Raw genomic sequence first — 24871 nt, forward strand, 5'->3', positions numbered from 1 at the left:
ACGTCGCGGTCGTCGCGTCCAGGCCCGAACGGCCGCCGGGGCGGGCGAGCGCGAGCGCCTGGACACGACGCTCACACCATCGTCAGGACCATCGCCGGATCGGACAGCATCGTCCCGAGGTCGACGAGGAACCGGGACCCCTGCTCCCCGTCGATGAGCCGATGGTCGAACGACAGCGACAGCGTCACGACGTGTCGCAGCGCGACCTGCCCCTCGAACTCCCACGGCTGGCGACGGACGGCACCGAGCGCGATGATCGCCGCCTCACCGGGGTTCAGGATCGGCGTCCCCGCATCGACGCCGAAGACGCCGACGTTGGAGATCGTGATCGTCCCCCCTCGCAGTTCCGCCGGAGCGGTGCGTCCCTCGCGGGCCGTGCGCACGAGGTCCGCCACGGCGTCCGCGAGTTCGAACAGGCTGAGCTCCTCGGCCCGTGCGATGTTCGGGACAAGGAGTCCCCGCGGCGTCGCTGCGGCGATCCCGAGTCCGACGTGCCCGTACTCGACGATCTCCCCGGCAGCCTCGTCCCAACTCGCGTTGACTGCCGGGGTGCGTCTCACGGCGATGCACACCGCCTTGGCGAGGACGGTCAGGATGTTGACCCGGTGGTCCCCGGTCCGAGGCGAGCGGGCGAGCGCGTCCAGCAGCGACATCGTCGGCGTCACGTCGACCGTCAGGAACTCCGTCACGTGGGGAGCCGTGAACGCACTGCTCACCATCGCCTCGGCGGTCCGGCGCCTGACCCCCGTGATCGGCCGACGCACCGAGCCGTCGGCCGCCGTGGCCGATCCTTCAGGAGTCCCGGCTGGCGCGACCCCGCTCGGGGCGGCGCTCTCGTCGTGACGCCCACTCAGGCCGGTCGCAGCGCGCTCGACCTCCTCACGCGCGATCCGACCACCGACGCCGGTGCCGACGAGCGTTCCGAGGTCGACGCCCAGATCACGGGCGAGTCGCCGGACCGGCGGTGTCGCGCGGGGCCGTGCACGCTCCGCGATCGGAGCGGTCTGCGCGGGGGCGGGTGCGTCATCGCCGACGGACCGGGCACGACGCCGTGGCCGTTCACCGCTCGCCGTGCGCGGGCCGTAGCCGACGAGGACCGGCTCGCGGTCCGCCGCCCCACTCGGGCGGTCGATCTCCGCCCTGTCGGCCTCGGGGGCCGACGGGGACGGAGCGGTCTCACCATCGGGCGCGAAGTCGACGAGCGCCTCGCCGACGAGGACCGTCGTCCCCGGTTCGACGTGGAGCCTCGTGACCACGCCGGCGGTCGGCGCGGGCAGTTCGACGAGCGCCTTCGCGGTCTCGACCTCGGCGATCACCTGGTTGAGCTCGACGTGGTCGCCGACGGCGACGCGCCAGGACACGAGTTCGCTCTCGGTCAGACCTTCACCGAGATCAGGTAGGGAGAACCGCTTCATCGCCGTCCCTCCCCACCAGTCGTCGAACGGGCATCGGCCCTGCCGACGGCCGAGGCGGAGGACCGACGCCCCAGTGCGCGATCCACCCCGTCCAGGATCCGGTCGAGGTCCGGGAGGAAGTGGTCCTCGAGCGCCGACGCGGGGTAGGGGGTGTCGAACCCCGTCACCCGCACCGGGGCCTCTTCGAGGAGGTCGAAGCAGCGTTCGGTGATCGAGGCCGCCAGCTCGGCTCCGACCCCTCCGGAGCGTTGCGCCTCGTGCGTGATGACGAGTCGCCCCGTCTTCTCGACCGAGGCCGCGACGGCGTCGACGTCGAGGGGCGCGAGGGATCGGAGGTCGATCACCTCCAGGTCGACACCCTCGTCGGCCGCAGCCTCCGCAGCCTCGAGCGCCATCTGGACGAGCGGACCGTAGGCGACCAACGTCGCGTCCGTGCCGGCGCGAACGGTCCGCGCACGGGTGAACGCGAGCGGATCGGCGGGGAGGTCGTCGAGGACCTCGCCTTTCGTCCAGTACCGCCGCTTCGGTTCGAAGAACAGCACCGGGTCGTCGCACGCGATCGCCTGACGGATCATGGTGTGCGCGTCCTGGGGGTCCGAACACGTCACCACGCGCAGTCCCGCCGTGTGCGCGAAGTACGCCTCCGGGGACTCGGAATGGTGCTCGACGGCGCCGATGCCTCCGCCGTACGGCACCCGGATGGTGACCGGCATCCGCACGGCCCCCTTCGTCCGGTAGTGCAGCTTCGCCAACTGCGCGACGATCTGGTCGAAGCCGGGATAGATGAACCCGTCGAACTGGATCTCGCAGACCGGGCGGAAGCCTCGGAACGCCAGACCGATCGCCGCTCCGATGATCGCGGACTCCGCCAGCGGCATGTCGACGACGCGATCGGCACCGAACTCCGCCTGGAGGCCGTCGGTCACCCGGAACACCCCACCGAGTCGGCCGATGTCCTCGCCGAGCAACAGGACCCGGTCGTCATCGGCGAGGGCGTGGTGCAGTCCGGTGTTGATCGCCTTGCTGAGGGTGAGCGTGGTCATCGGGCACCACCGTCGAACATCGCGAGGTACGAGCGGTACTCCTCGCGTTGCCGTTCGAGCCCGGGGTGGGCGGTGGCGTAGACCTCGTCGAAGAGCGAGAGCGGGTCAGGGGCAGGCAAGGCGAGGCACCCCGCACGGACCCGGGCGGCCGCGGCGTCGGCGACGGACGCGACGTGGGCTCGGGCCGTCTCGTCGAGGGCCCCCTCGGACTCCAGCAGACGCTCGAGCCGCGCGATCGGATCCTTCGCACGCCACGACGCGACCTCGCTCTCTTCCCGGTATCGCGTCGGATCGTCCGAGGTGGTGTGCGGCCCCATGCGGTAGGTGACGGCCTCGATGAAGGTCGGCCCGCCACCGGAACGTGCGCGGTCGACGGCGATCCGCATCGCCGCCGTCACGGCGAGCACGTCGTTGCCGTCGACCCGCATGCTCGGCACCCCGAAGCCCGGTGCCCGGTCCGCGATGGGGCGCTGGGCCTGCAGCCCGACGGGCTCGGAGATCGCGTACTGGTTGTTCTGGCAGAAGAACACCACGGGTGCCTGGAAGCTCGCGGCCAGCACCAGCGCCTCGTTCACGTCGCCCTGACTCGTCGCCCCGTCGCCGAAGTAGGCCACGGCCACCGCGTCGGACCCATCGCGCTGACAGCCCATCGCGTAGCCCGTCGCATGGAGCGTCTGGGCCCCGATGATGACCGCCGGCGTCGCCATGCCGACCGCGAACGGGTCCCAGCCCGACAGCGCGGTCCCCCGCCACATCGCCATCAGCTGGTCGAGTTCGACGCCACGGCAGTACGCGACGGCCTGTTCGCGGTAGCTCGTGAAGACGAAGTCCCCGCGCCGCAGGACCCGCGCCGACCCCACCTGGGCGGCCTCCTGCCCGAGCGACGGTGGCCACAGACCGATCTCGCCCTGCCGCTGCAGAGCCGTCGCCTCCGTGTCGATGCGGCGCGTGACGACCATGTCCTCGTAGAGCGCGAGCAGCTCGGCGTGACCGAGGTCGGCGATGAAGAGGTCGTAGAGGGCGTCCTCCTGACGGACGCCGTCCGGATCGAGGAGCTGGACGCACCCGTGGTCGACCGGGACCGGTTCGCGTGCATCACCGCCCCGCTCGTCGGAATCCTGCGGGAATTGGGTGTGAGTCTCCATCGACACGATGCACGCCGCCTTGAGTTCGGTGACCTCACGGCGGTGCCTCGTGAGCGATGCCGTGCCCTCGCGTCATCGCGAGGTGGTCCGAGGCTACGCCGGATCACCCTGGCGCTCAACCGTCGACACTCCGCGCAACGGCGAACGCCCGCCCCGCGGAAGCGGGACGGGCGTTCGGGTGCAGCTGGTGGGACCTAGCCTTCGGCCGGGGCCTCAGGACCCTCGCTGGCAGCGTCGCTGCCGTGCGTGTCGGCCTCATCGGCGACGACCGGAGCGAGCGAGAGCTTGCCGCGGTCGTCGATCTTCGTGATCTCGACGAGGATCTTCTGGCCGACGCCGAGCACGTCTTCGACGTTCTCCACACGCTTGCCACCGGCGAGCTTGCGGACCTCGGAAATGTGCAGCAGGCCATCCTTGCCCGGGAGCAGCGAGACGAACGCGCCGAACGCGGCGATCTTGACGACGGTTCCGAGGAACTGCTCGCCGACCTCCGGGTTGGTGGGGTTCGCGATCGCGTTGACCTGGGCACGAGCGGCCTCGGCCGACGGACCGTCGACGGCGCCGATGTAGACGGTGCCGTCCTCCTCGATGGAGATGTCGGCGCCGGTCTCGTCCTGGATCGAGTTGATCGTCTTGCCCTTCGGGCCGATCAGCTCGCCGATCTTGTCGACGGGGATCTGGACGCTGATGACGCGAGGCGCGGTCGGCGCCATCTCGTCGGGAGCGTCGATCGCCGCGTTCAGCACGGAGAGGATCGTCGTGCGGGCGTCCTTGGCCTGCTGGAGCGCACCGGTCAGGACCGAGGTCGGGATGCCGTCGAGCTTCGTGTCGAGCTGGATGGCCGTGACGAACTCGGAGGTACCGGCGACCTTGAAGTCCATGTCGCCCAGGGCGTCTTCGGCGCCGAGGATGTCGGTGAGCGCCGCGTAGCGGGTCTCACCGTCGACGACGTCGGAGATGAGGCCCATGGCGATACCGGCGACGGGTGCGCGGAGCGGCACACCGGCGTTCAGCAGCGACAGGGTCGAGGCGCAGACGGAACCCATCGAGGTCGAACCGTTGGACCCGAGGGCCTCGGAGACCTGACGGATCGCGTAGGGGAACTCCTCACGGCTCGGCAGCACCGGCACGAGTGCGCGCTCGGCGAGGAAGCCGTGCCCGATCTCGCGACGCTTCGGCGAACCGACCCGGCCGGTCTCACCGGTCGAGTAGGGCGGGAAGTTGTAGTGGTGCAGGTAGCGCTTCTTCGTGACGGGCGACAGCGAGTCGATCTGCTGCTCCATCTTGAGCATGTTCAGCGTGGTGACACCCAGGATCTGGGTCTCGCCGCGCTGGAAGATCGCGGAACCGTGGACGCGCGGGATGACCTGCACCTCGGCGTCGAGCGGACGGATGTCGGTCAGGCCACGGCCGTCGATGCGGATGCCCTCGCGGAGGACACGGCCGCGCATGACGACCTTCGAGACGGACTTGTAGGCCGCCGAGAACTGGGTGAGCACTTCGGCGTCGAGCGAACCGGCCTCGACACGCTCGGTGATCTCCGCCTTGACGCGGTCCTTGAGGGCGTCGTCGGCGTTCTGGCGCTCGATCTTGTCGGCGATCTGGTAGACGTTCACCAGTTCGTCGTGTGCGAGACCGGCGACCGCGTCGTAGCTCTCCTGCGTGTACGGGAGGAACACGGGGTAGGCCGCGATCTCCTTGGCCGCCTGAGCGGCGAGTTCGCTCTGCGCCTTGACGAGCTGCTTGAGGAACGGCTTGGAGGCTTCGAGACCGGCCGCGACGACCGCCTCGTCGGGCTTCGTGGCGCCGCCCTTGATGAGGTTCCAGCTGTTCTCGGTGGCCTCGGCCTCGACCATCATGATCGCGACGTCTTCGTTGCCGTTGGCGTCGGTCACGATGCGACCGGCGACGATGATGTCGAAGACGGCCTCCTCGAGCTGGTCGACCTTCGGGAAGGCGACCCACTGGTCGGCCTCGCCGGCCTGGCCGGGGATCAGCGCGAGACGGACGGCGCCGATCGGACCGGAGAACGGCAGACCCGAGATCTGGGTGGACATCGACGCCGCGTTGATGGCGAGGGCGTCGTAGAACTCACCCGGAGCGATCGAGAGGACGGTGATGACGATCTGGACCTCGTTGCGGAGGCCGGTGACGAACGACGGGCGGAGCGGGCGGTCGATGAGGCGGCAGACGAGGATCGCCTCGGTCGAGGGGCGGCCCTCACGACGGAAGAACGAACCGGGGATCTTGCCGGCGGCGTAGGAGCGCTCCTCGACGTCCACCGTGAGGGGGAAGAAGTCGAAGTTGTCCTTGGGGTGCTTTCCGGCCGAGGTGGCCGAGAGGAGCATGGTCTCCTCGTCGAGGTACGCGGCGATCGCGCCCTGTGCCTGCTGCGCGAGGCGGCCGGCTTCGAACCGGACCGTGCGCTTGCCGAACTTGCCGTTGTCGAGAACGGCCTCGGCGAACTTGATTTCTGGACCTTCCACAGGTCTCTCCTTCGTACGTGTGCGCTCCCGTCGAGTGACGGGCCGCGCGTCCCGAATGGACGCGCCGTCGAGCGCGGTCGTGCATGATGCAGCGCGCAACACAGCCGCAGTACTTGCTCAAGCCGCCCGGTCTTCCGGGACTTGGCTGGCCACCAGTAGAACACCACCCGCGGATTGCGAGGGATACACCACCGAGGACCAGCTTCCTGTCGGCTGGCTGTGCGCGGAGCGGACCATCACGGTCCGCCGTCGGTCAGCCTAGCAGAGGGGGGTTCGGCGATCCCCGGAACGACACGGATCCTCAGGTGATGGGCGGGGTGCCAGGGGCGTCCGGAGACGCCGCGCGCCGGCGGTCGCGTCCCCAGGACACGAGCAGGAGGAGCATCGCGACGGCCGCTCCGAGGAGGGTGTCGAGCACGCGCTCCCCCACGATCGCGAGCACCGGCTGCGTCGACGAGGACGTGCTGATGATGAGCACGAGCGGCGTGATGAAGACGAGCGCCAACGCGTAGTGCCGGATGACGACGAGCTCGATCGTGAACTGCAGGGCGGCCAGCACGAGGGCGAGCACGTAGCCGTGCGGCTGCAGCGAGGCCACGGCGAGGAAGATCCCCGCTCCGACCACCGTCCCGAGCACGCGGTGCACGCCGCGTGTCGCGCTCAGGGTGCGCGAGTGCCCGACGCTGAGGATCGCGACGGCGGACCCGGCGATCCAGTACCCGTGACCGAGGCCGAGGACCGCTCCGAGGACTGCACTGATCGCGAGCGCGACCGTGAGGCGTGTCGCGATCCGGCGGTCGGTCGCGGTCAGCCGGTACTCGGGGAACAGCACACGCATCGGCGTCGGCTTCCCCGCGCTGCGGCGGACGGACGGCACGAGCAACGGCACGACGACCACCAGGGAGGCGAAGGCGGAACCGGCCGCCACGAGCAGGATGACCAGTCCGCCGTCGAGCCCGGCGCCGCCGATCGGGACGGGCGCGGTCAGGTGGCCGGCGATGCCGAACACGAGGATGAAGAACAGCGCGCCCGGAGGGCCGAGGACGATGCCCTGCACCAGCCAGATCACCACCGACCCGACGACGATGAGGCCGATCGCGGTCAGCGGCCGAGAACCCGACATCGCGACACCCAGCGCCGCGGCCGTGACGAGTCCTGCTCCGATGAGCGGCAGCACCCGCAGACGGTCCCGGCGGCTGAGGGGCGCGCAGTAGAGCGCGGTGAACGCCCCGAGGCCGGTGAGCAGGCCGAGCGGCGTGAGTCCGAAGAACGTCGCGACCGCGACCGGCACGGCCATCGCGATGGCCGCGGTCAGCGCGGCGGGCCAACGCTTCGGCGAAGGCGCGAAGCTGATCAGCGAGGTCTTCAGACCGCGTTCAGCCATCCGGTCCTCCGCTCTCGTGCAACCATCCAACGCTACGCCATCCTGAGCCCGGGGCCCGGGCCCCGTCGTCGCGCGGGCCGCCCCGGGCTACGCTGGTGCGGACCCCAGGAGGTGACGTTGACGCATCCCGCGCCGGCAGCCGCTCGCCCGAAGCAGCGCGTCCCGTTCTGGGACAACGCCCGTTTCGCGTGCATCACGCTCGTGGTCATGGGCCACGCGATCCAGCGCCTGACCTCCGAGTCCGACCCCGCGCTCGTCGTGTACCTGTTCCTCTACGCCTTCCACATGCCGGCGTTCGCCATCATCAGCGGGTACTTCTCGAAGTCGGCCCCTCCCGGACGACGACAGATGCGTCGGGTGATCACGGACATCCTCCTGCCCTACCTGATCATGGAGGGGATCTGGTCCCTCGTGCAGTTCCTCGTCGAGGGCAAACGCGCGTTCAACCCGACCCAACCGTCGTGGACCCTCTGGTTCCTCCTCGCGCTCGGCATCTTCCGCCTCGTCCTGCCCTATCTCGCGCTCCTGCGTTGGCCACTGCTCTGGAGCGTGGTGATCTCGATCGGCGTCGGCTACCTCGACAACGTCGACAGCACGTTCTCGCTCTCGCGCGCACTCGGGATCCTCCCGTTCTTCGTGCTCGGGTGGCAGATCAACCGGTGGAGGCTCGTGGACCGCTGGCGGCTCGTCCGCACGAGGGCCTGGTGGATCCGGATCGCCGCCGCCGCCGTCCTCATCGCGTGGGCGGTCGTCCTCGTCGTCGGGATCGACCTGTGGCGGCGGATCGACCTGCGCTACTGGTTCTTCTACGACCGGGGGTACACCGCGCTCGGCAACGAGGACGGGACGGGCGGCCTGGTGCGACTCGCGGCGATCCTGCTGGCCGTCGTCCTCACCGCGGCGTTCTTCGTGCTCGTCCCCCGCGGCCAGTCGTGGATCACCCGGTACGGCCAGTCGACGATGTACGTCTACCTGCTGCACTCCTTCGTGCTCTACCCGCTGCGCGAATCGGGCGTCCTCACTGACACGGGCAACCCGGACCTCGTGCTCGTCGGCCTGCTGGTGCTGTCGGTCCTGATCGTCGTCGTGCTGTCCAGCGGACCCGTGCGCCGCATCACGAGACCGCTCATCGAACCCCGCGCGGCGTTCATCTTCAGTCGCAAGCGGGCCTTCGACCCGGAGCCCCCTCGGAGCGACCCGACCGGGTCGCGCCGCGACGTCACGAGGTGACGAGGACGACCTTCCCGCGGACGTGACCGTCGATGAGGTGGCGGTAGGCGTCGACGACCCGCTCGATGGGCCACACGCTGTCGATGGGGAGGACGATCTCACCCCGCGCGATCGACTCGCCGAGCGCGGCCAGCTCGTCGAGCGTCGCGTCCTGTCCGCCGACGCCGCGGAACCCGTGCTGGGCGGCGAACGGTCGGTCCGCGATCGTGTTGACCCGCTCCGGCGCGACGCCGAGGTCGCGCGCCAGCTCGAGGGTCGGCCGGCCGTGCGTGTCGATGACGGCGGTGATCCCGCCAGGGGCCGCCTCGAGGACACGCTCGCGCAGGCCGTCGCCGTACTGGACGGGGATGATGCCGAGACCGCGGAGGAACTCCTGGTTGGCCGCGCCGGCGGTGCCGAGCACGACCGCGCCGGTCCGTCTGGCGAGCTGCGCCGCGAGCACGCCGACCCCGCCGGCCGCAGCACTCACGAGCACCGTGTCCGGCTGCTGGACGCCGACGGCGGCGACCGACGCGATCGCCGCGCGTCCCGCGATGTCGAGGGCGCCGGCCTGCTCGATGGTGAGCCCGTCCGGCACGTGATGGAGGATGCCGGCCGGAGCGATGAGGAAGTCCGCCTGCGCGTGGAACCGGTGTCCGCCGTAGACGTGGTCGCCCGTCGCGAATCCCTGGACACCGCTCCCCACGCCGTCCACCACCCCGGCGAAGTCGTTGCCGTTCCCGCTCGGGACGTCCCGTCCGAAGGAGGCGAGTGCTTCGGGTGATGCCGCGAGCTTGTGGTCGACGGGGTTGAGGCCTGCGACGAGAACACGGACTCGGACCTCGTCGTGGCCGGGCACCGGGATGTCGCCCTCGACGAGGTGGAACACCTCGGGGCCACCGAACCGGTCGAACCGCACGAACCTCGCCATGATGCCTCCTCAGCCGGCTTCCGCCGACCTCCATGCTCACACGCTTCCCGGGCGAGGACCACCCTGGCCGCAGAGGACGTCACGCGCCGTTCACCCGGCCGAGCGAGAATCACGGGCATGGCATGGGTCGATGAGCTGCAGACGGCGATCACGGCGTGGTTGCTCGAGATCGCCGCGTCGGGCTGGGTGTTCCCGGCGCTGTACCTGCTGACGGTCGCCGACGCCTTCCTGGTCGTCCTGCCGAGCGAAACCGCGGTGACGGCGCTCGGAGCGATCTCGGTGTCGAGCGGCTCGCCGGACCTCGCCCTCCTCATCGGCGTGGCCTGGGCGGGCGCCGTGACCGGCGACGTGTCCTGCTACCTCCTCGGACGACGGATCGGGACCACACGGTTCGCCTGGATGCGGCGCCCGCGGGTCGCGGGCGCGATCGGACGTGCGGGCGTCGCGCTCGAGCGCCGCGCCGCTGCCGCCATCCTCACCGCGCGCTACATCCCGTTCGCGCGCATCGCGGTCAATCTCGTCGCCGGGGCGAGCGGCCTCCGCCCCCGTCGGTACCTTCCGATCACCGTCCTCGCAGGGCTCGCCTGGGCACTGTGGAACGTGGGCGTCGGAGCCGTCGTCGGCCGGTTCCTCCCGGATCAGCCGGTACTCGCGACCGCCGTCTCGATCGTCGTCGCCGTCGGCCTGGGCGTGACCGTCGACCGGATCAGCGCAGCCCTGGCCGCACGACGGCGACGGACACGGGCCTCACTCGACGAGCTCGCCCCGCGCCTTCTTGCCGACGATGGAGTGCCGGCGGCTGTAGGCGAAGTAGATGATGAAGCCGAGCGCCAGCCAGACGAGGAACCGCACCCAGGTGAGCGTCGTCAGGTTGAGCATGAGCCAGACGCAGAGCACCGCTGAGAGGATCGGGAGGAACGGCGACCACGGGACGCGGAACGCGCGCGGCAGCTTCGGGTACTTCTTCCGCAGCACGATCACGGCGATGCTGACGAGCACGAACGCGGAGAGCGTCCCGATGTTGATCATCTCCTCGAGGATGCCCACGTCGGTCAGGCCGGCGATCAGCGCGACGAGCGCGCCGACGATGAGCTGCACCCGCACGGGTGTCTTGCGCTTCTCGGAGGTGACACTGAGCGAGCGCGGGAGCAGGCCGTCGCGGCTCATGGCGAAGACCACGCGAGCGAGGCCGAGCAGGAGCACCATGATGACGGTCGTCAGGCCGGCGAGGATGCCGATCGAGATCACCTGCGCCGCCCAGTCAGCGCCCACTGCGATGAACGCCGTCGCGAGCGAGGGGTCCTCGGCCTCGGCGAGCGTCGTGTACGGCACCATGCCGGTGAGGACGAGGCTCACGCCGACGTAGAGGACGGTCACGATGGCGAGGCCGCCGAAGATACCGCGCGGCAGGTTGCGCTGCGGGTTCTTGACCTCCTCCGCGCTCGTGGCGACGACGTCGAACCCGATGAAGGCGAAGAAGACGAGTGAGGCACCGGCGAGCAGACCGAAGACGCCGTACTGCGCGGGCGCGGCCCCCGTCATGAAGGAGAACAGCGACTGCGACCAGGCGTCGGACGCCCCGCCCTTCGTGGGGACCTCGTCGGGGATGAACGGCGTGTAGTTCGCCGCCTTGACGAAGAAGGCGCCGACGACGATGACGAAGATGACGATCGCGACCTTGATGATCGTGAAGACGCTCGCGACACGCGAGGACAGCTTCGTCCCGAGGACGAGCAGGGTGGTGAAGATCGCGACGATGACGAACGCGCCCCAGCTGACCTTGAGCCCGAAGACGTCGAGCTCGCTCGGAACGTCCCAGCCCCAGAGCAGGAAGACGTTGCTGAGGTAGATGCCCCAGTACTTGGCGATGACGGCCGCCGCCGTGAGCATCTCCAGGATGAGGTCCCACCCGATGATCCACGCGAGGAGCTCACCGAGGGTGGCGTAGGTGAACGTGTAGGCGGAGCCGGCGACGGGCACCGTCGAGGCGAACTCCGCGTAGCACATGATGGCGAGGGCACAGGTGACGGCCGCGAGGATGAACGCGAGCGACACGGACGGGCCCGCGTAGTTGCCCGCGGCCTTGGCGCCCACGGAGAAGATGCCGGCGCCGACCGCGACCGCGACACCCATGATCATGAGGTCCCAGGTGCCGAGGGTGCGCTTCAGACTGCGCCCTTCGACGCTGGAATCCGCGAGGGAGTCCTCGATGCTCTTCGTCCGCCAGATGCTCATGGTGCTCCTTGCCGTGGTGCGGTACCTCGCGGCCTCGCTCGAAGCCGACTCTCGACCTTGCCAGATGAGCAGGCTGAGGTCGAGTCGCAGATGGGATGTTCTCCAGCTGCCGGGTTCCTGGTACAACACGAACGGGCCGCCATCCCGGAGGATGACGGCCCGTCACGAAGAAGCTCGCGGTGTCAGCGCCCTTCGACAGGCTCAGGGACCGTGGGTCTCGTGAGCTGGCGGAGGGTTCAGAGTGCTGCCTAGCGGCGGAGTCCGAGGCGCTCGATCAGCGAGCGGTAGCGCTCGATGTCGACGGCCTGGAGGTAGCCGAGGAGACGGCGACGCTGTCCGACCAGGAGCAGCAGGCCACGACGCGAGTGGTGGTCGTGCTTGTGCTCCTTGAGGTGCTCGGTGAGGTCCTTGATGCGGCGGGTCATGACCGCCACCTGGACCTCGGGGGATCCGGTGTCACCTGGGTGGGTTGCGTACTCTTCGATGATCGCCTTCTTACGGTCTCCTTCAAGCGCCATAGTGGTGATCCCCTCTCTGTTCGTTGCGCGGTGCCCGTCGCCTGATGCGTGGGCTCTCTTGATCCGCGGCCGTTCGACGGCAACCTTGTGATTCTAGCAGGTTCAGAGCGTGGGAGGTTCGCGGTGCGTCGAGCGCCGCTTCGCGTTGGCCCGTTCCTCCGCTTCGCTGGCTGCAACCCGGCGTCGGCGACGCAGCACGAGGATGAGGGCGAGCGCGATGAGGTCCAGGATCAGGAAGGCAAGGAGCAGCCAGACCCAGAGCGGCGGTCCGGCACCGGCGTTCGGCGCGGGCTCCGCTGCCGCCTCCGCAGCCTCGGCCGTCGTCGTGGAGTCGTAGACGAGCCGGACCGGGTCGCCGAGCGTGGCCCCGCCGTCGGCGTTCGTCGACACGAGGGCGAGGGTGATGTCGTACTCCCCCGCGTCCGCGCCGCGAAGCCACTGGGTCATGTTGATCCTGGTGGACCATCCGCCGTCGCTCCCGATCGCGATCGGCTGACCGTCGAAACGGAACTCGGTCGCCCCCGTCCCGCCGGTGGACTGCAGGTCGCACGACCCGTCATCGGCGGTGGAGCTGCTGAAGCAGGCCTTCGCCGAGTCGTAGAGGTCGATCGAGCGCCAGTAGGACAGCACGACGTCGGCGCCCGCGTCGGCGGTGCCGGTGACATCGAATCCGCTCACCTGTTCGCCGTCCAGGGTGTAGTCGACGCGGTAGACGGTGTCGCCGTCGGTCGGGCTCTCGATCGTGCCGGTGCCGGCGGCTGACGCGGGAGCTGACGCGGCGAGCGGCAGGACGACGGATCCGGCGCCGAGCGACACCGCCACCACGGCGAGCGCCGCGGCACGAGCGGCACGCTGCAGCAGCGAACCGAGTCGACGCGCTCCGGGGATCACCTGGCCACCACTCCCTCCGGCGACGCCGGACGGCGACGCACGCCACCAGTATCCCAAAGACCGGGGCGCTGAGCCTGGGAACGACGGAGGCGGGGACCGCACCTGGCGGTCCCCGCCCGCATCGGGGCGATCGGACGGAGTCGTCCGATCAGGCCCCGAGACCGCCGAGCAGCTCGGAGAACGGGCGATCGAGCGCGAACGGGTCGTCCAGGCGCCCGGAACGGTCCGAGGCCGCCACGAGTGCGCTCAACTCGCCGGCCGCGCGGTCGATCCGCGCCGGCAGGGCGCTGACCTGCGCGTCGCCCGACCCCCAGTCCTCGGAGGCCGCGAACACGGCGGTCGGCACGGTCACCGCCCGCAGGTAGGCGAACAAGGGACGCACGGCGTATTCGAGGGCGAGCGAATGCCTGGCCGACCCACCCGTCGCACCGAGGACGACGGGCACCCCGGTCAAGGCGGTCGGCTCCACCACGTCGAAGAACGACTTGAACAGGCCGGAGTAGCTGGAGGAGAAGATCGGCGTCACCGCGATCACGCCGTCGGCGGCCGTCATCGCTTCGATCGCTTCGGACAACCGTGGACTGGGGAACCCGGTCAGCAGGTTGTTCGTGATGTCCTGCGCGAGGTCGCGCAGCTCGATCGACGTCGTCCGGGCCTCGTACCCGTCCTGTTCGAGGCGTGCCACGGTGGCGTCGCGGAGGCGGTCGGCGAGGAGGCGTGTCGACGACGGTTGACTGAGACCGGCCGACACGACGGCGAGCGTGCGCTTCGCGGTCATCGGGTCGCCCCGACCGCCGCCGCGCCGAACGCCGATCCAGATGCGACCCGGCTCGTCTCGACCGAACCGGAGCGCGACGCGAGTTCGGCCTCAGCGGCCGCGACCATCGACGCGTGCGTCGGCGCCTCCGGCACGTCGGCCGGACGGTCCTTCGCGAACTCCTTGCGCAGCACCGGCACGACCTCGCCGCCGAGGATCTCGAGCTGGTCGAGCACCGTCGCGAGCGGGAGCCCGGCGTGATCCATGAGGAACAGCTGACGCTGGTAGTCCCCGAAGGTCTCGCGCATCCCGGCGTACCGGTCGATGACCTGCTGCGGGCTGCCGACGGTGAGCGGCGTCTGCTCGGTGAAGTCCTCGAGCGTCGGCCCGTGACCGTACACGGGGGCGTTGTCGAAGTACGGCCGGAACTGGGCGACGGCGTCCTGCGAGTTCTTCGCCATGAACGCCTGACCGCCGAGTCCGACGATCGCCTGCGCGGCCGTGCCGTGTCCGTAGTGCTCGAACCGCTGACGGTACAGCTGGATGAGGCGCATGTAGTGCTCCTTCGGCCAGAAGATGTTGTTCGCGAAGAAGCCGTCACCGTAATACGCCGCCTGCTCGGCGATCTCGGGGCTCCGGATGGAGCCGTGCCACACGAAGGGCGGCACGCCGTCGAGCGGTCGCGGTGTGGACTGGAAGCCCTGCAGCGGGGTGCGGAACTGGCCCTGCCAGTCGACGTAGTCCTCACGCCAGAGGCGGTGGAGCAACGCGTAGTTCTCGATCGCGAGGTTGATACCCTCTCGGATGTCCTTGCCGAACCAGGGGTAGACGGGCCCCGTGTTGCCGCGGCCCATGATGAGGTCGACTCGGCCGCCGGCCAGGTGCTGCAGCATGGCGTAGTCCTCGGCGATCTTCACCGGGTCGTTCGTGGTGATGAGCGTCGTGCTCGTCGAGAGGATGAGGTCCGTGGTCTTCGCCGCGATGTAGCCGAGCATGGTGGTGGGGCTCGACGGGACGAAGGGCGGGTTGTGGTGCTCGCCGGTCGCGAAGACGTCGAGACCGACCTCCTCCGCCTTCACGGCGATCGCGACCATCGCCTTGATGCGCTCGTGCTCGGTGGGCGTGATCCCGGTGGTCGGGTCGGTGGTGACATCCCCCACCGTGAAGATTCCGAATTGCATCATGCGCTCCCACTCGTTCTTTCATGCGTTTGCATGGATATCCAGGACAACGGCGTTCACACCCGCGCTATTCCCGGCCCGTTCGGCATCCTGTCCACAGCGCGGCGCGCGAGCCGCACGCCGTGTCGGCGGGCTATGGCAGGATCACCGCATGAACGGCTCACCGAACCCTTCGTCCAGCACGTCGACACCGGCCCCTCGGCACGTGTGCGGCATCGTCCCGCCCTGGTTACTCGAGCGCATCGCCGAACTCGACGCTCCGCAGCTGGCACGCGCCGCCAGTGCCGCACGGTACTCGCTGCTCGCCACGCGACCATACCGCTTCCCCGAGCCAGGCTCGGAGCCGGCCACCGGCCCTGTGCGCAGCGCCACGGCTGGCAAGCGTCCGGTCAGCGCCCCGCAGCGCAGCATCCACGACGCCCGGCGGACCGAGACCCTCCCGGGCACGCTCGTCCGCTCGGAGGGTGAGCCCGCCACCACCGATGCCGCGGTCTCCGCCGCCTACGACGGCCTCGGCGACACCCACGCCCTCTTCGCCGAGGCGTTCGCACGCGACTCCATCGACGGCCGCGGGCTGCCCTTGCTCGCCACGGTGCACTACGGCGACGACTACGACAACGCGTTCTGGAACGGCGAGCAGATGGTCTTCGGCGACGGCGACGGCGAGGTCTTCCGCAGCTTCACGAGCTCCCTGAGCGTCATCGGCCACGAGCTGGCCCACGGCGTGACGCAGTACACGGCGAACCTCGTCTACGAGGGGCAGCCCGGAGCGCTCAACGAACACGTGTCCGACGTCTTCGGCGCCCTCGTCGAACAGCACGCGCGCGGCGAGGATGCGGCCTCAGCGTCCTGGCTCATCGGCGAAGGGCTCTTCACGGACGAGGTCGAGGGCAACGCACTGCGTTCCATGCTCGCCCCGGGCACGGCCTACGACGACGACGTCCTCGGGAAGGACCCGCAGCCGGCGCACTTCGACGACTACATCGAGACGACCGACGACAACGGAGGCGTCCACCTCAACTCCGGCATCCCCAACCGGGCGTTCGCGACGCTCGCCGTCGCCCTCGGCGGCAACGCCTGGGAGCGTGCGGGGCTCATCTGGTACGACACCCTCGTCGGCGGCCTGTCGGAGCGCGCCGACTTCGCGACCTTCGCTGCGGCGACGATCGCTGCGGCCGCCGCCCGGTTCGGTGTGGACTCGGAGGAGCACACCGCGGTCGGGCAGGCGTGGGCGCTCGTCGGTATCGAGCCGTCCGCCTGAGCGCCGTGGCAGTGCCCACGCTCGCGGAGTAGCATCGCGGCATGAAGGTCACGGTGACGAGGAGCGGCGGTGTCGCCGGTCTCACGCGACGCTGGGAGGTCGTCGTCGACGAGCAGCCCGACGTCGACCGGTGGATCGTCCTGCTCGAACGCCTCCCGTGGGACGACACCCCACAAGGACCACCGGTCCCGGATCGATACGTCTACCGCATCCGATGCGCCCCCAAGGAGGCCACCCTCGGCGAGCAGCAGCTCACCGGCCCCTGGCAGGAACTCGTCGAACGGGTGCGCGCCGTCCAACCGCCACGCGACTGACGATTCCTCGCTCGTCGCGTGACCCCGACGGCGTCAGTGCTGCGGGAAGCGCTCCGCCAGCAGTTCGATCGTCCGCTCACGTGCGGGCGCCGAGTTCGACGGCGTGCCCTCCCGTGCCGACCCGACGGGCGACACCATGACCTCGTCGACGCCGAAGCGATCGGCGAGACCCTGCAGCTCCGCCGCAGCCTGGTCGGCGTCGCCGATGATCCAGGCAGCGCGCATCTGCTCGACGAAACCGAGCTCGAGATCGCTCTGCTCGGTCGCGGCGGCCTCTTCGACGGTCGCGATGGGTCCGAGCGGCTTGCCGGAACGCAGTCTCGCCATCTGCTGCAGGTTGGGGAGCGCCAACGCCTCCGCCTCGGCGGTCGTGTCGGCGACCACGGCGTTCGCGGTCAGGAAGGTGCGAGGCGCGTCGAGATGTGCGGACGGCTGGAAACTCGACCGGTAGAGCTCGAGGGCCCGAGCCGTCCCCTGGCCGGAGAAGTGATGCGCGAAGACGTAGGGCAGTCCGAGTGCTGCGGCGAGCGCCGCCGAGTAGTCGCTCGAACCGAGCGCCCACACGTCCGGCACACTGCCTGCCTTCGGCGTTCCCCGCAGGGCGTACTCCTCGCCGGAGGTCATCCGCACGCTCGCACCGTCGACGCCGAGGAGGGCGACGATGTCCTGCACGTTGTTCGGGAACCGGTCGACGTCGCTCGTGTTGCCGGACTGGCGGAGCACGGCGGAGATGACCGGGTCGCTACCCGGCGCCCGGCCGAGGCCGAGGTCGATGCGACCGGGCGCGGAGGCCTCGAGGAGCGCGAACTGCTCGGCGACGACGAGCGGCGCGTGGTTCGGGAGCATCACGCCGCCGGAGCCGACCCGGATCCGCTGCGTGGCGGCGGCCAGGATGCCGATGACGACCGCGGGGTTCGTCGATGCGACGGACGGCATGTTGTGGTGCTCGGCCACCCAATACCGGTGGTACCCCAGCTCGTCGGCGCGCTTCGCCAGGGCGATCGTCGCTGCGAGGGCAGCCGCGGTGTCCTGGTCGGTGCGGACGGGGATGAGATCCAGTATCGAGAGTCGCATGGTCACCTTTCGTCGCGCTGCCGAACGGCGACAGACGCATCAGGGTGCAGCGCTCGGGCGGCCTGACATATTCCGCCTCGGTCACCGCAGTGGATTCCCAGGGCGATCCAAGCCGGATGCCACACCTGACGCGTACGCTGGACGCCCGCGACCATGAAGGAGCACAGCATGGGATTCCTCGATCGACTGCTCGGACGCCCCGACTCCGATGGACCTGTCCAGGGGACGGGCGGCGCGAGCCCGGCCTCGGCCCCCGCACGGACGGAGGACGAGATCGCCGTCGAACGCTACCGCTACCTCCTGCGGACCGCGCCGCCGGAGACCATCGAACAGGTCCACCAAGAGGCCTTCACGAAGCTCACCCCCGAGCAGCGGGGCATCCTGTACCGACAGCTGTCGGAGGACGCCCCGACCGGTGAGGCACCGGCAGACGACTCCCCCAAGGCCCTCGCGCGTTCGGCCACCCGGGCCGAAGTGCGGCAGCCCGGGACCCTCGAGCGCACCCTCGGTCCGCAGGGCGGCGGGATGAGCTTCGGCAGCATGCTGGCGAGCTCCATGCTCGGCACCATCGCCGGTGTCGTGGTCGGTTCGGCCATCGCGCAGGCGTTCATTCCGGAAACCGTCGGAACCGATGCCGCAGCCGATGCCGGCGCCGATCAGGGTGGTGCCGAAGCCGAAGCCGGGACCGGAGACGGCGCGGCGACCGACACCTCCGCCGACGGCGGCGGCTGGGGTGACGGTGGATTCGGCGACTTCGGTGGCGGCGGCGACTTCGGTGGCGGCGGCGACTTCGGGTTCTGAGCCCTGCCGACGCCCGGGCGCGGCGTCATGCGTCCGTCAGCGCCGCTGACCACCCGCGGTACGCGCAGGAGCGGCCGTCCGGAGCTCCACGGCCCGCTGGGCGAGCAACTCGATGACCGCTTCGATCCGTGCATCCCGGTGCGCGTCGTCGGATCGCTCCACCCACGTCGCGAGTTCCCGCTGTGCGCTGTTCGGCAGGCCGCGGAAGAACGACAATCGACCGGCGTCGTCGATCGCCTCCTCGAGGTCCGGCCGCAGCCGCACCACCGTGCCGGTCGCCGAGAGCGGCGCGGCTCCCACATCAGCGTGTCTGCCCATGCGGCAACGGTAGTGGGTCAAGCGGCAGCCGTCGAGCAGCTCGGCTCTGACCGACCTCGTCCAGGTCTTCAGGCCGTCAGGACCTCAGGCGAGTTCCCACGAGGCGACGCCACCGCCGACGACGACGAACACCGGGTGCGGCTGCGGTCGCCAGACCTTCGCCCATCGCGACGCGACGTCCGGGCTGCGTCCGAGCAGGTGCCGCCGCAGGTTGCCCCATTCGTAGTCGAGCTGGCCGTCGGTCACGACGAGAGGGTCCCGGAGGACGCCGGAGGCGACGACCCGCGCGCGGTCGAAGACGATGTCGCGCTCCTGCGCCTCGTCGGCGACACCGTTGAGATAGGCCGCGATCGCCTCCAACGGTTCGTCGGCCTCGAGGAAGCGCTGGAGCTGCGGGTGTGCACGGAGGCTCGATCCTGGCTCCTGCAGGACCCGTTGGGCGATCAGCCCTTCACGCCAGGACGACGTCAGCGCCTGGGCGTCGAAGTACCGGGGATGGATCGACCAGAGACGCATGTCTCCATCCTGCCCGAGGGCGCTGACAACCGACTCCGGGCAGCCCCTGCCCCTCGCCGCAGCGCATGACCCTCGCCGCGGAGCCCTGCCGTGACGCGCGTAGGCTGAGGTGTATGTCTGAGCGCGCCACATCCCGTCACCCGATGCCCCGGTGAGCGCTGCACCCGGATCCGGCCGGCGCGGGCTCCTCGTCGATCTGAGTCCACTCCGGGAGAGTCCCGCCTTCGCCCGCCTGTGGATCGGCGGGGCGATCACCGGGATCGGCGGCCAGATGACCATCGTCGCCGTCGGCCTCCAGGTCTACGACCTCACCGCGTCTACGTTCGCGGTCTCGCTCGTGGGCGTCATCGCCCTCATCCCGATGATCTGCTTCGGGCTCTACGGCGGCATGCTTGCGGACGCGTTCGACCGACGCACGGTCGCCCTGACGGCCGCCGTGGTCACGTGGGTGTCCACAGCGATCATCGCGGTACTCGCCTGGAGTGGTTCGGAGGCGGTCTGGCCCCTGTACCTCCTCACGACGATCAACGCCGTGTCGACGACCATCGTCGGGACGACGCGGCAGGCGATCCTCCCCCGGCTGCTGCCGGCCCGCCTCCTGCCGTCCGCCGCGGCGTTGTCCGGTATCGCGGCAGGGGTCATGGTGACGGTCGGACCAGCACTCGCCGGTGTGCTCGTGGCCGGCGTCGGATTCCGCTGGACCTACACGATCGACGTCGTGCTGTTCGTCGCCGCCTTCCTCGGGATCGCGTCGCTGCCGAAGATCCTGCCCGAAGGCGGCGTCAGCCGGCTCCCGGGCCTCGCGAGCCTGGTCGACGGCTGGACCTTCCTCCGGACGGCCCCCAACGTCCGGATGACGTTCATCGTCGACATCGTCGCGATGACGTTCGGCAACCCGCGGGTGCTCTACCCCGCCGTCGGCACCCTGTTGCTCGGCGGCGGCGCGATCACCGTCGGGGTCCTGACCGCGGCCGGCGCGGTCGGCACCCTGCTGTCGAGCCTCGTCTCCGGACGACTCGGCCGGATCGACCGCCAGGGCCGCGCCATCGAGCGGGCCATCATCGTCTACGGGCTCGCCATCGCCTGCTTCGGCGCGGTCCTCGCGTGGGTCACGTTCTCCGGAGGCGCGGCGCACGATGCCGCCGACGCGAACCTCCCGGCCATCGTGATCGCGGCGATCGCACTCGCCGTCGCCGGAGCGGCCGACAACATCAGCTCGATCTTCCGGATGACGATCCTCCAGGCGGCCGTGCCGGATTCCGTCCGGGGCCGGCTGCAGGGCGTCTTCACCGTCGTCGTGACCGGCGGACCCCGCGTCGGCGACCTCTACATCGGCCTCGCCGCGTCGGCCTTCGCGCTCTGGGTGCCGGCACTCGCCGGCGGGCTCCTGGTCGTCGTGCTCGTCTGGACACTCGTCCGCGTCCAAGGGGCCTTCCGTCGCTACGACGCCCGGACGCCGACGCCGTAGCGCCTAGGCGGGAGCCGTGGCGATCGAGAAGACGTCGCGACCGCTGAGCGAGGCTCGGCCGGGCAGCCCCTCGAGCTCGAGTACCAGCCCGAGCCCGGCCACCTCGTATCCGGCGCGCTCGATGAGGTTGACCGCCGCACCGCAGCTGCCGCCCGTCGCGAGCACGTCGTCGAGGATGAGCACGCGCGTCCCGGCCGGCAGCTGCTCGGTGCGCAGCTCCAGGGCCGCGGCACCGTACTCGAGTCCGTAGTCCTCGCGGAGCACCTCGCCCGGCAGCTTGCCCGCCTTGCGGATGGGGACCAGTCGCGTGTGGGTCGCGTACGCGACGGCCGCGGCGAGCAGGAACCCGCGGGCTTCGACACCGGCGACGGCGTCGAAGCGACCCTCGAAGCGCTCCGCCAGCTCGTCGATGATCGCGCGGAAGGCGTCGGCGTCGGCGAAGACCGGGGTCAGGTCGCGGAACAGGATGCCGGGCGTCGGGAAATCGGGGATGGTCGCCGTCAGGCGGTCGACGTACTGGGTTGCGGTGGTCATGTGATCCTCGTTCGGTCTGGGAGACATGCGACACCCCTCGCCTCCGCGACGCGTCGGTCGAGAGAGACGAGGGGTGACCTGCGGATGGTTACTTGACGCCCAGGAGGTCGATCACGAAGACGAGCGTCTGGCCGGAGAGCTGGTGGCCACTGCCGGCCGGGCCGTAGGCGAGCTCCGGCGGGACCGTGAGCTTGCGGCGACCGCCGACCTTCATGCCGGGGATGCCGTGCTGCCAGCCCTGGATGAGGTTGCGCAGCGGGAAGTTGATGGACTGCCCGCGGCTCCAGGAGGAGTCGAACTCCTCGCCGGAGTCGTAGCCGACGCCGAGGTAGTGGACGTCGACGGTCGAGGAGGCCTGGGCCTCGTCGCCCTCGCCGAGGAAGATGTCCTCGATGACGAGTTCGGTGGGGGCCGGGCCCGTGGGGGCGTCGACCTCGGGCTTGGTGCGTGCTGAATCGGTCATGACTCCATCCAAGCAGTTCCGCCCGATCGGTTCATGCGGATTTCGCTGAGCGCGTGACGTCCCGGGCCGGCCCCGGGTGGCGTGGTCGTGGCGCCGCACCCGGTACTTGGGGGTTGCGGGCCGTGGCCCCCGGGTGCATGCTGGAGGGACAGACCAACTCATCGCCCGGGCGACTCGCAGGCATTGCCGCAGCACCGGGCGATGAGTCTGTCCGGGGCCGTCGCCCGGGGATCCGTCTCGCCTCCCGTTCCATCGTGTCCGGGCACCCGCAGCTCGGACCGCTATGTCCACAACGCCCGCGCCCGACGCGCCTGCGATACCGTAGACGGGTGAAGTTCGCCCATTTCGTCGCCACAGACCACCAGCCGAGTACCCCCGCAGAGCCGCGGGTCCGACTCGCCGTCATCAGCGACACCGGGGCGGTGTTCCTCGACGAGATCCTCGAGGACGCCCCGCGCGACCTCCAGGAGCTCATCGAACGCGGCCCTGCCGAGCTGGACCGTGTACGGAGCTTCGTCGAGACGTCGCTCGCCCACGGTGTCAGCGGAGAACCCCTCGACGGGCTCGTCCACGCGTCCGCGGTCCTCCGCCCGCCGACGATCCTCGCGGTCGGGCTCAACTACTCGGCGCACTCGCAGGAGCTCAACCTCAAGACCGACAACGCCCCCACCATCTTCGGCCTGTGGGCGAACTCGCTCACCGGGCACGAGGGCACCACGAGCTGGCCCGCGGCGATCAGCGAGCAGGTGGACTACGAGGCGGAGCTCGGTGTCGTCATCGGCCGGGCCGCTCGCGACGTCGATGCGGCCGATGCGCTCGGGTACGTGTTCGGGTACACCGTCGTCAACGACATCACCGCCCGCAACATCCAGTACTCCGAGGCGCAGTGGTCGCGCTGCAAGTCCTTCGACGGGTTCACCCCGACCGGCCCGGTCGTCGTGACCGCGGACGAGATCCCCGACCCGCAGGACCTCCACATCTCGACCGTTCTCGACGGCGTGACGCTCCAGGACTCCTCGACGAGCCACATGGTCCGCAGCGTCGCGACGCTCATCGAACACTTGTCGGGCTCAGCGACCCTCCTGCCCGGAACGCTCATCTCGACGGGTAGCCCGGGCGGCGCGGGATACTCGCGCGACCCGCAGGTCTTCCTGACCGACGGCGCGACGGTGACCGTGTCCGTCGAAGGCGTCGGATCGCTCACGACGCACTGCACGGTCACCGCCGGGTAGCAACTCCCCCACAGCACACGACGAAGCCGTCCGGACCCTGGTCCGGACGGCTTCGTCGTGTACAGCCGCGTCGGTCAGCGACTCGGGTCGGAGTCCGCGCCCGGGATCGGCAGGTCGATGATCGGGATGGCCGAGGTGATGGCCTCGATCCCCGAGAGCCGCGCGGGCGAGAGCTGCTTCGTCACCTCATCGCGCGTCATGAGGTTCGCCTCGACCACGAGGTCCGCCACATTGCGGCCCGTGAGCAGCGCGGTCTTCGCGAGCGCTGCAGCCGACTGGTACCCGATGAACGGGGTCAGGGCGGTGATGACGCCGACGGACGCGCCGACCATCACCTCGAGCCGTTCCTCGTTCGCCGTGATGCCGTCGATGCAGTTCACCCGGAGCGTCTTGCACGCCTGCGCCATCCAGACGATGCTCTGCAGCAGCGAGTGGGCGATGACCGGCTCGAAGGCGTTGAGCTGCAGCTGCCCGGCCTCGGCCGCCATGGTGACCGTCATGTCGGCTCCGACGACGCTGAACGCCACCTGGTTCACGACCTCCGGGATGACCGGGTTGACCTTGCCCGGCATGATGCTCGATCCGGCCTGTCGGGGCGGCAGGTTGATCTCGCCGAGGCCTGCCTGCGGACCACTCGACAGCAGACGCAGGTCGTTGCAGATCTTGGAGAGCTTGATGGCGCTCCGCTTCAGGGTGCCGCTGAACGACATGAACCCGCCGGCGTCGCTCGTCGACTCGATGAGGTCGGGTGCCGTGGTGAGCGCGAGGCCCGTGATCTGGTTGAGGTGACGGACGACGGCCTCCGCGTAGCGCGGGTCGGCGGTGATCCCCGTCCCGATCGCGGTGGCGCCGAGGTTGACCTCGGCGAGCAGCCAGAGGGTCTCGTGCAGGCGGTCGTAGTCCTCGTTCAGCGTCGTGGCGAAGCCGTGGAACTCCTGCCCGAGGGTCATCGGGACGGCGTCCTGGAGCTGCGTGCGCCCGACCTTGAGGACGTGGGAGAACTCGACGGACTTCGCGCTGCACGAGTCGCGCAGCAGGCCGAGCTCCGTCAGGAGGAACTGCAGCGAGAACGCGAGCGCGATCTTGATCGAGGTCGGGTAGACGTCGTTGGTGGACTGCGACCGGTTGGTGTCGTCGAGCGGGTGCAGGAACTGGTACTCGCCCTTGGCATGACCGGCGAGCTCGAGCGCGATGTTCGTGATCACCTCGTTCGCGTTCATGTTCGTCGACGTACCTGCGCCGCCCTGGATCACACCCACGATGAACTCCTCGTGGAAGTCACCGTCGATGATGATCTGGCACGCGCGGTCGATGAGGTTCGCCTTCGCCGGGTCGAGGACCCCGATCTCAGCGTTCGCGCGGGCGGCGGCCTGCTTGACGCTCGCGATGGCGACGACGAGGTCGGGGTAGACGGAGATCGGACGCTTCGTGATGGGGAAGTTCTCGAGCGCGCGTGCCGTGTGGATGCCCCAGTACGCGTCGGCCGGGATCTCCATCGAACCGAGTGAATCCGACTCCGTCCGAGTCTCGTCGCTGTTCGTCCTGTCCGCCATGTCGTCGTCTGCTCCAAGGGTGGTGGGGATGCTGCTGTTGGTGGTGCTGATCGTCACTCGTGGCTCCGTTGCCTGGTGGGTGGATGTCCCTTCCAGCGTAGCCGGGTGCGATCCCCGATGCCTCTGCGGTGTCTTGGACCCG

General features: G+C 69.9%; 23 protein-coding genes and 1 pseudogene. 7 read left to right on the forward strand and 17 right to left on the reverse strand.

Going from position 1 to position 24871, the window contains the following annotated elements; genetic code table 11:
• Positions 1–71 precede the first annotated feature (71 nt).
• From FGL15_RS00890 to FGL15_RS00910, 5 genes are all read right to left on the reverse strand, one after another.
• Complete coding sequence (locus FGL15_RS00890) at positions 72–1415, reverse strand: dihydrolipoamide acetyltransferase family protein (RefSeq protein WP_138944616.1); 1344 nt, start codon at positions 1413–1415, stop codon at positions 72–74.
• Positions 1412–2458: an alpha-ketoacid dehydrogenase subunit beta gene (locus FGL15_RS00895; protein WP_138944617.1), complete on the reverse strand. Its 1047-nt coding sequence runs from the start codon at positions 2456–2458 to the stop codon at positions 1412–1414. The genes FGL15_RS00890 and FGL15_RS00895 overlap by 4 nt, the downstream gene beginning before the upstream one ends.
• Positions 2455–3603: a pyruvate dehydrogenase (acetyl-transferring) E1 component subunit alpha gene (pdhA, locus tag FGL15_RS00900; RefSeq protein WP_138944618.1), complete on the reverse strand. Its 1149-nt coding sequence runs from the start codon at positions 3601–3603 to the stop codon at positions 2455–2457. The genes FGL15_RS00895 and pdhA overlap by 4 nt, the downstream gene beginning before the upstream one ends.
• A gap of 194 nt (positions 3604–3797) precedes the next feature.
• Positions 3798–6089 carry a polyribonucleotide nucleotidyltransferase gene (locus FGL15_RS00905; RefSeq protein WP_079707114.1) on the reverse strand — a complete coding sequence of 764 codons (2292 nt, stop codon included), beginning with the start codon at positions 6087–6089 and terminating at the stop codon, positions 3798–3800.
• Positions 6090–6390: 301 nt separating this feature from the next.
• On the reverse strand, positions 6391–7473 hold the full coding sequence (locus FGL15_RS00910) for an FUSC family protein (RefSeq protein WP_138944619.1): 1083 nt from the start codon (positions 7471–7473) through the stop codon (positions 6391–6393).
• Positions 7474–7590: 117 nt separating this feature from the next.
• Between FGL15_RS00910 and FGL15_RS00915 the strand changes: the two genes are divergently transcribed.
• Positions 7591–8703 (forward strand): acyltransferase family protein, encoded by a 1113-nt coding sequence (locus tag FGL15_RS00915; protein WP_240773688.1) that lies wholly within the window; start codon positions 7591–7593, stop codon positions 8701–8703.
• On the opposite strand, the gene FGL15_RS00920 is transcribed toward FGL15_RS00915, so the two are convergent.
• On the reverse strand, positions 8693–9613 hold the full coding sequence (locus FGL15_RS00920) for an NADP-dependent oxidoreductase (RefSeq protein ID WP_137243250.1): 921 nt from the start codon (positions 9611–9613) through the stop codon (positions 8693–8695). The genes FGL15_RS00915 and FGL15_RS00920 overlap by 11 nt on opposite strands.
• 117 nt (positions 9614–9730) lie before the next feature.
• Here FGL15_RS00920 and FGL15_RS00925 point away from each other — a divergent pair.
• A pseudogene (locus tag FGL15_RS00925) lies at positions 9731–10216 on the forward strand (DedA family protein); the annotation flags it as partial.
• A 144-nt stretch (positions 10217–10360) separates the two neighbouring features.
• On the opposite strand, the gene FGL15_RS00930 reads toward FGL15_RS00925, so the two are convergent.
• From FGL15_RS00930 to FGL15_RS00950, 5 genes are all read right to left on the reverse strand, one after another.
• A complete protein-coding gene (locus tag FGL15_RS00930; protein WP_071262327.1) occupies positions 10361–11848 on the reverse strand; it encodes an amino acid permease in 1488 nt (495 codons plus the stop codon).
• Positions 11849–12096: 248 nt separating this feature from the next.
• Entirely contained in the window at positions 12097–12366 is a 270-nt protein-coding gene (rpsO, locus tag FGL15_RS00935; protein WP_056012204.1) for a 30S ribosomal protein S15, read from the reverse strand.
• Positions 12367–12468: 102 nt separating this feature from the next.
• Positions 12469–13257: a hypothetical protein gene (locus FGL15_RS00940; RefSeq protein WP_138944620.1), complete on the reverse strand. Its 789-nt coding sequence runs from the start codon at positions 13255–13257 to the stop codon at positions 12469–12471.
• A 148-nt stretch (positions 13258–13405) separates the two neighbouring features.
• On the reverse strand, positions 13406–14035 hold the full coding sequence (locus FGL15_RS00945) for an FMN reductase (RefSeq protein WP_138944621.1): 630 nt from the start codon (positions 14033–14035) through the stop codon (positions 13406–13408).
• Entirely contained in the window at positions 14032–15195 is a 1164-nt protein-coding gene (locus tag FGL15_RS00950) for an LLM class flavin-dependent oxidoreductase (protein ID WP_138947156.1), read from the reverse strand. The genes FGL15_RS00945 and FGL15_RS00950 overlap by 4 nt, the downstream gene beginning before the upstream one ends.
• 151 nt (positions 15196–15346) lie before the next feature.
• Between FGL15_RS00950 and FGL15_RS00955 the strand changes: the two genes are divergently transcribed.
• Both FGL15_RS00955 and FGL15_RS00960 read left to right on the forward strand, forming a co-directional pair.
• The gene (locus FGL15_RS00955) at positions 15347–16456 is read left to right on the forward strand and encodes a M4 family metallopeptidase (protein WP_138944622.1); all 1110 of its coding nucleotides are present in this window, start codon (positions 15347–15349) and stop codon (positions 16454–16456) included.
• Between the two features lie 41 nt (positions 16457–16497).
• The gene (locus FGL15_RS00960; protein ID WP_138944623.1) at positions 16498–16770 is read left to right on the forward strand and encodes a protealysin inhibitor emfourin; all 273 of its coding nucleotides are present in this window, start codon (positions 16498–16500) and stop codon (positions 16768–16770) included.
• Between the two features lie 33 nt (positions 16771–16803).
• On the opposite strand, the gene FGL15_RS00965 is transcribed toward FGL15_RS00960, so the two are convergent.
• Complete coding sequence (locus FGL15_RS00965) at positions 16804–17844, reverse strand: LLM class flavin-dependent oxidoreductase (RefSeq protein ID WP_138944624.1); 1041 nt, start codon at positions 17842–17844, stop codon at positions 16804–16806.
• A gap of 168 nt (positions 17845–18012) precedes the next feature.
• On the opposite strand from FGL15_RS00965, the gene FGL15_RS00970 reads away from it, so the two are divergent.
• On the forward strand, positions 18013–18645 hold the full coding sequence (locus tag FGL15_RS00970) for a hypothetical protein (RefSeq protein ID WP_138944625.1): 633 nt from the start codon (positions 18013–18015) through the stop codon (positions 18643–18645).
• 36 nt (positions 18646–18681) lie between these two features.
• On the opposite strand, the gene FGL15_RS00975 is transcribed toward FGL15_RS00970, so the two are convergent.
• Together FGL15_RS00975 and FGL15_RS00980 are read right to left on the reverse strand one after the other, a co-directional pair.
• Positions 18682–18963 carry a YdeI/OmpD-associated family protein gene (locus tag FGL15_RS00975; protein WP_137243255.1) on the reverse strand — a complete coding sequence of 94 codons (282 nt, stop codon included), beginning with the start codon at positions 18961–18963 and terminating at the stop codon, positions 18682–18684.
• A gap of 84 nt (positions 18964–19047) precedes the next feature.
• Positions 19048–19479 carry a pyrimidine dimer DNA glycosylase/endonuclease V gene (locus FGL15_RS00980; protein WP_064294478.1) on the reverse strand — a complete coding sequence of 144 codons (432 nt, stop codon included), beginning with the start codon at positions 19477–19479 and terminating at the stop codon, positions 19048–19050.
• 151 nt (positions 19480–19630) lie between these two features.
• On the opposite strand from FGL15_RS00980, the gene FGL15_RS00985 reads away from it, so the two are divergent.
• On the forward strand, positions 19631–20947 hold the full coding sequence (locus FGL15_RS00985; RefSeq protein WP_205858665.1) for an MFS transporter: 1317 nt from the start codon (positions 19631–19633) through the stop codon (positions 20945–20947).
• A gap of 3 nt (positions 20948–20950) precedes the next feature.
• On the opposite strand, the gene FGL15_RS00990 is transcribed toward FGL15_RS00985, so the two are convergent.
• On the reverse strand, positions 20951–21481 hold the full coding sequence (locus FGL15_RS00990) for an adenine phosphoribosyltransferase (protein WP_138944626.1): 531 nt from the start codon (positions 21479–21481) through the stop codon (positions 20951–20953).
• 88 nt (positions 21482–21569) lie between these two features.
• On the reverse strand, positions 21570–21944 hold the full coding sequence (locus tag FGL15_RS00995) for an FKBP-type peptidyl-prolyl cis-trans isomerase (RefSeq protein ID WP_064294480.1): 375 nt from the start codon (positions 21942–21944) through the stop codon (positions 21570–21572).
• A gap of 329 nt (positions 21945–22273) precedes the next feature.
• Between FGL15_RS00995 and FGL15_RS01000 the strand changes: the two genes are divergently transcribed.
• The gene (locus tag FGL15_RS01000; protein WP_370281973.1) at positions 22274–23176 is read left to right on the forward strand and encodes a fumarylacetoacetate hydrolase family protein; all 903 of its coding nucleotides are present in this window, start codon (positions 22274–22276) and stop codon (positions 23174–23176) included.
• A 74-nt stretch (positions 23177–23250) separates the two neighbouring features.
• Here FGL15_RS01000 and FGL15_RS01005 read toward each other — a convergent pair whose 3' ends face one another.
• Complete coding sequence (locus FGL15_RS01005; RefSeq protein WP_086474295.1) at positions 23251–24729, reverse strand: aspartate ammonia-lyase; 1479 nt, start codon at positions 24727–24729, stop codon at positions 23251–23253.
• Positions 24730–24871 lie beyond the last annotated feature (142 nt).

It is taken from the genome of Plantibacter sp. M259, assembly GCF_006065115.1.
Lineage (GTDB): Bacteria > Actinomycetota > Actinomycetes > Actinomycetales > Microbacteriaceae > Plantibacter > Plantibacter auratus.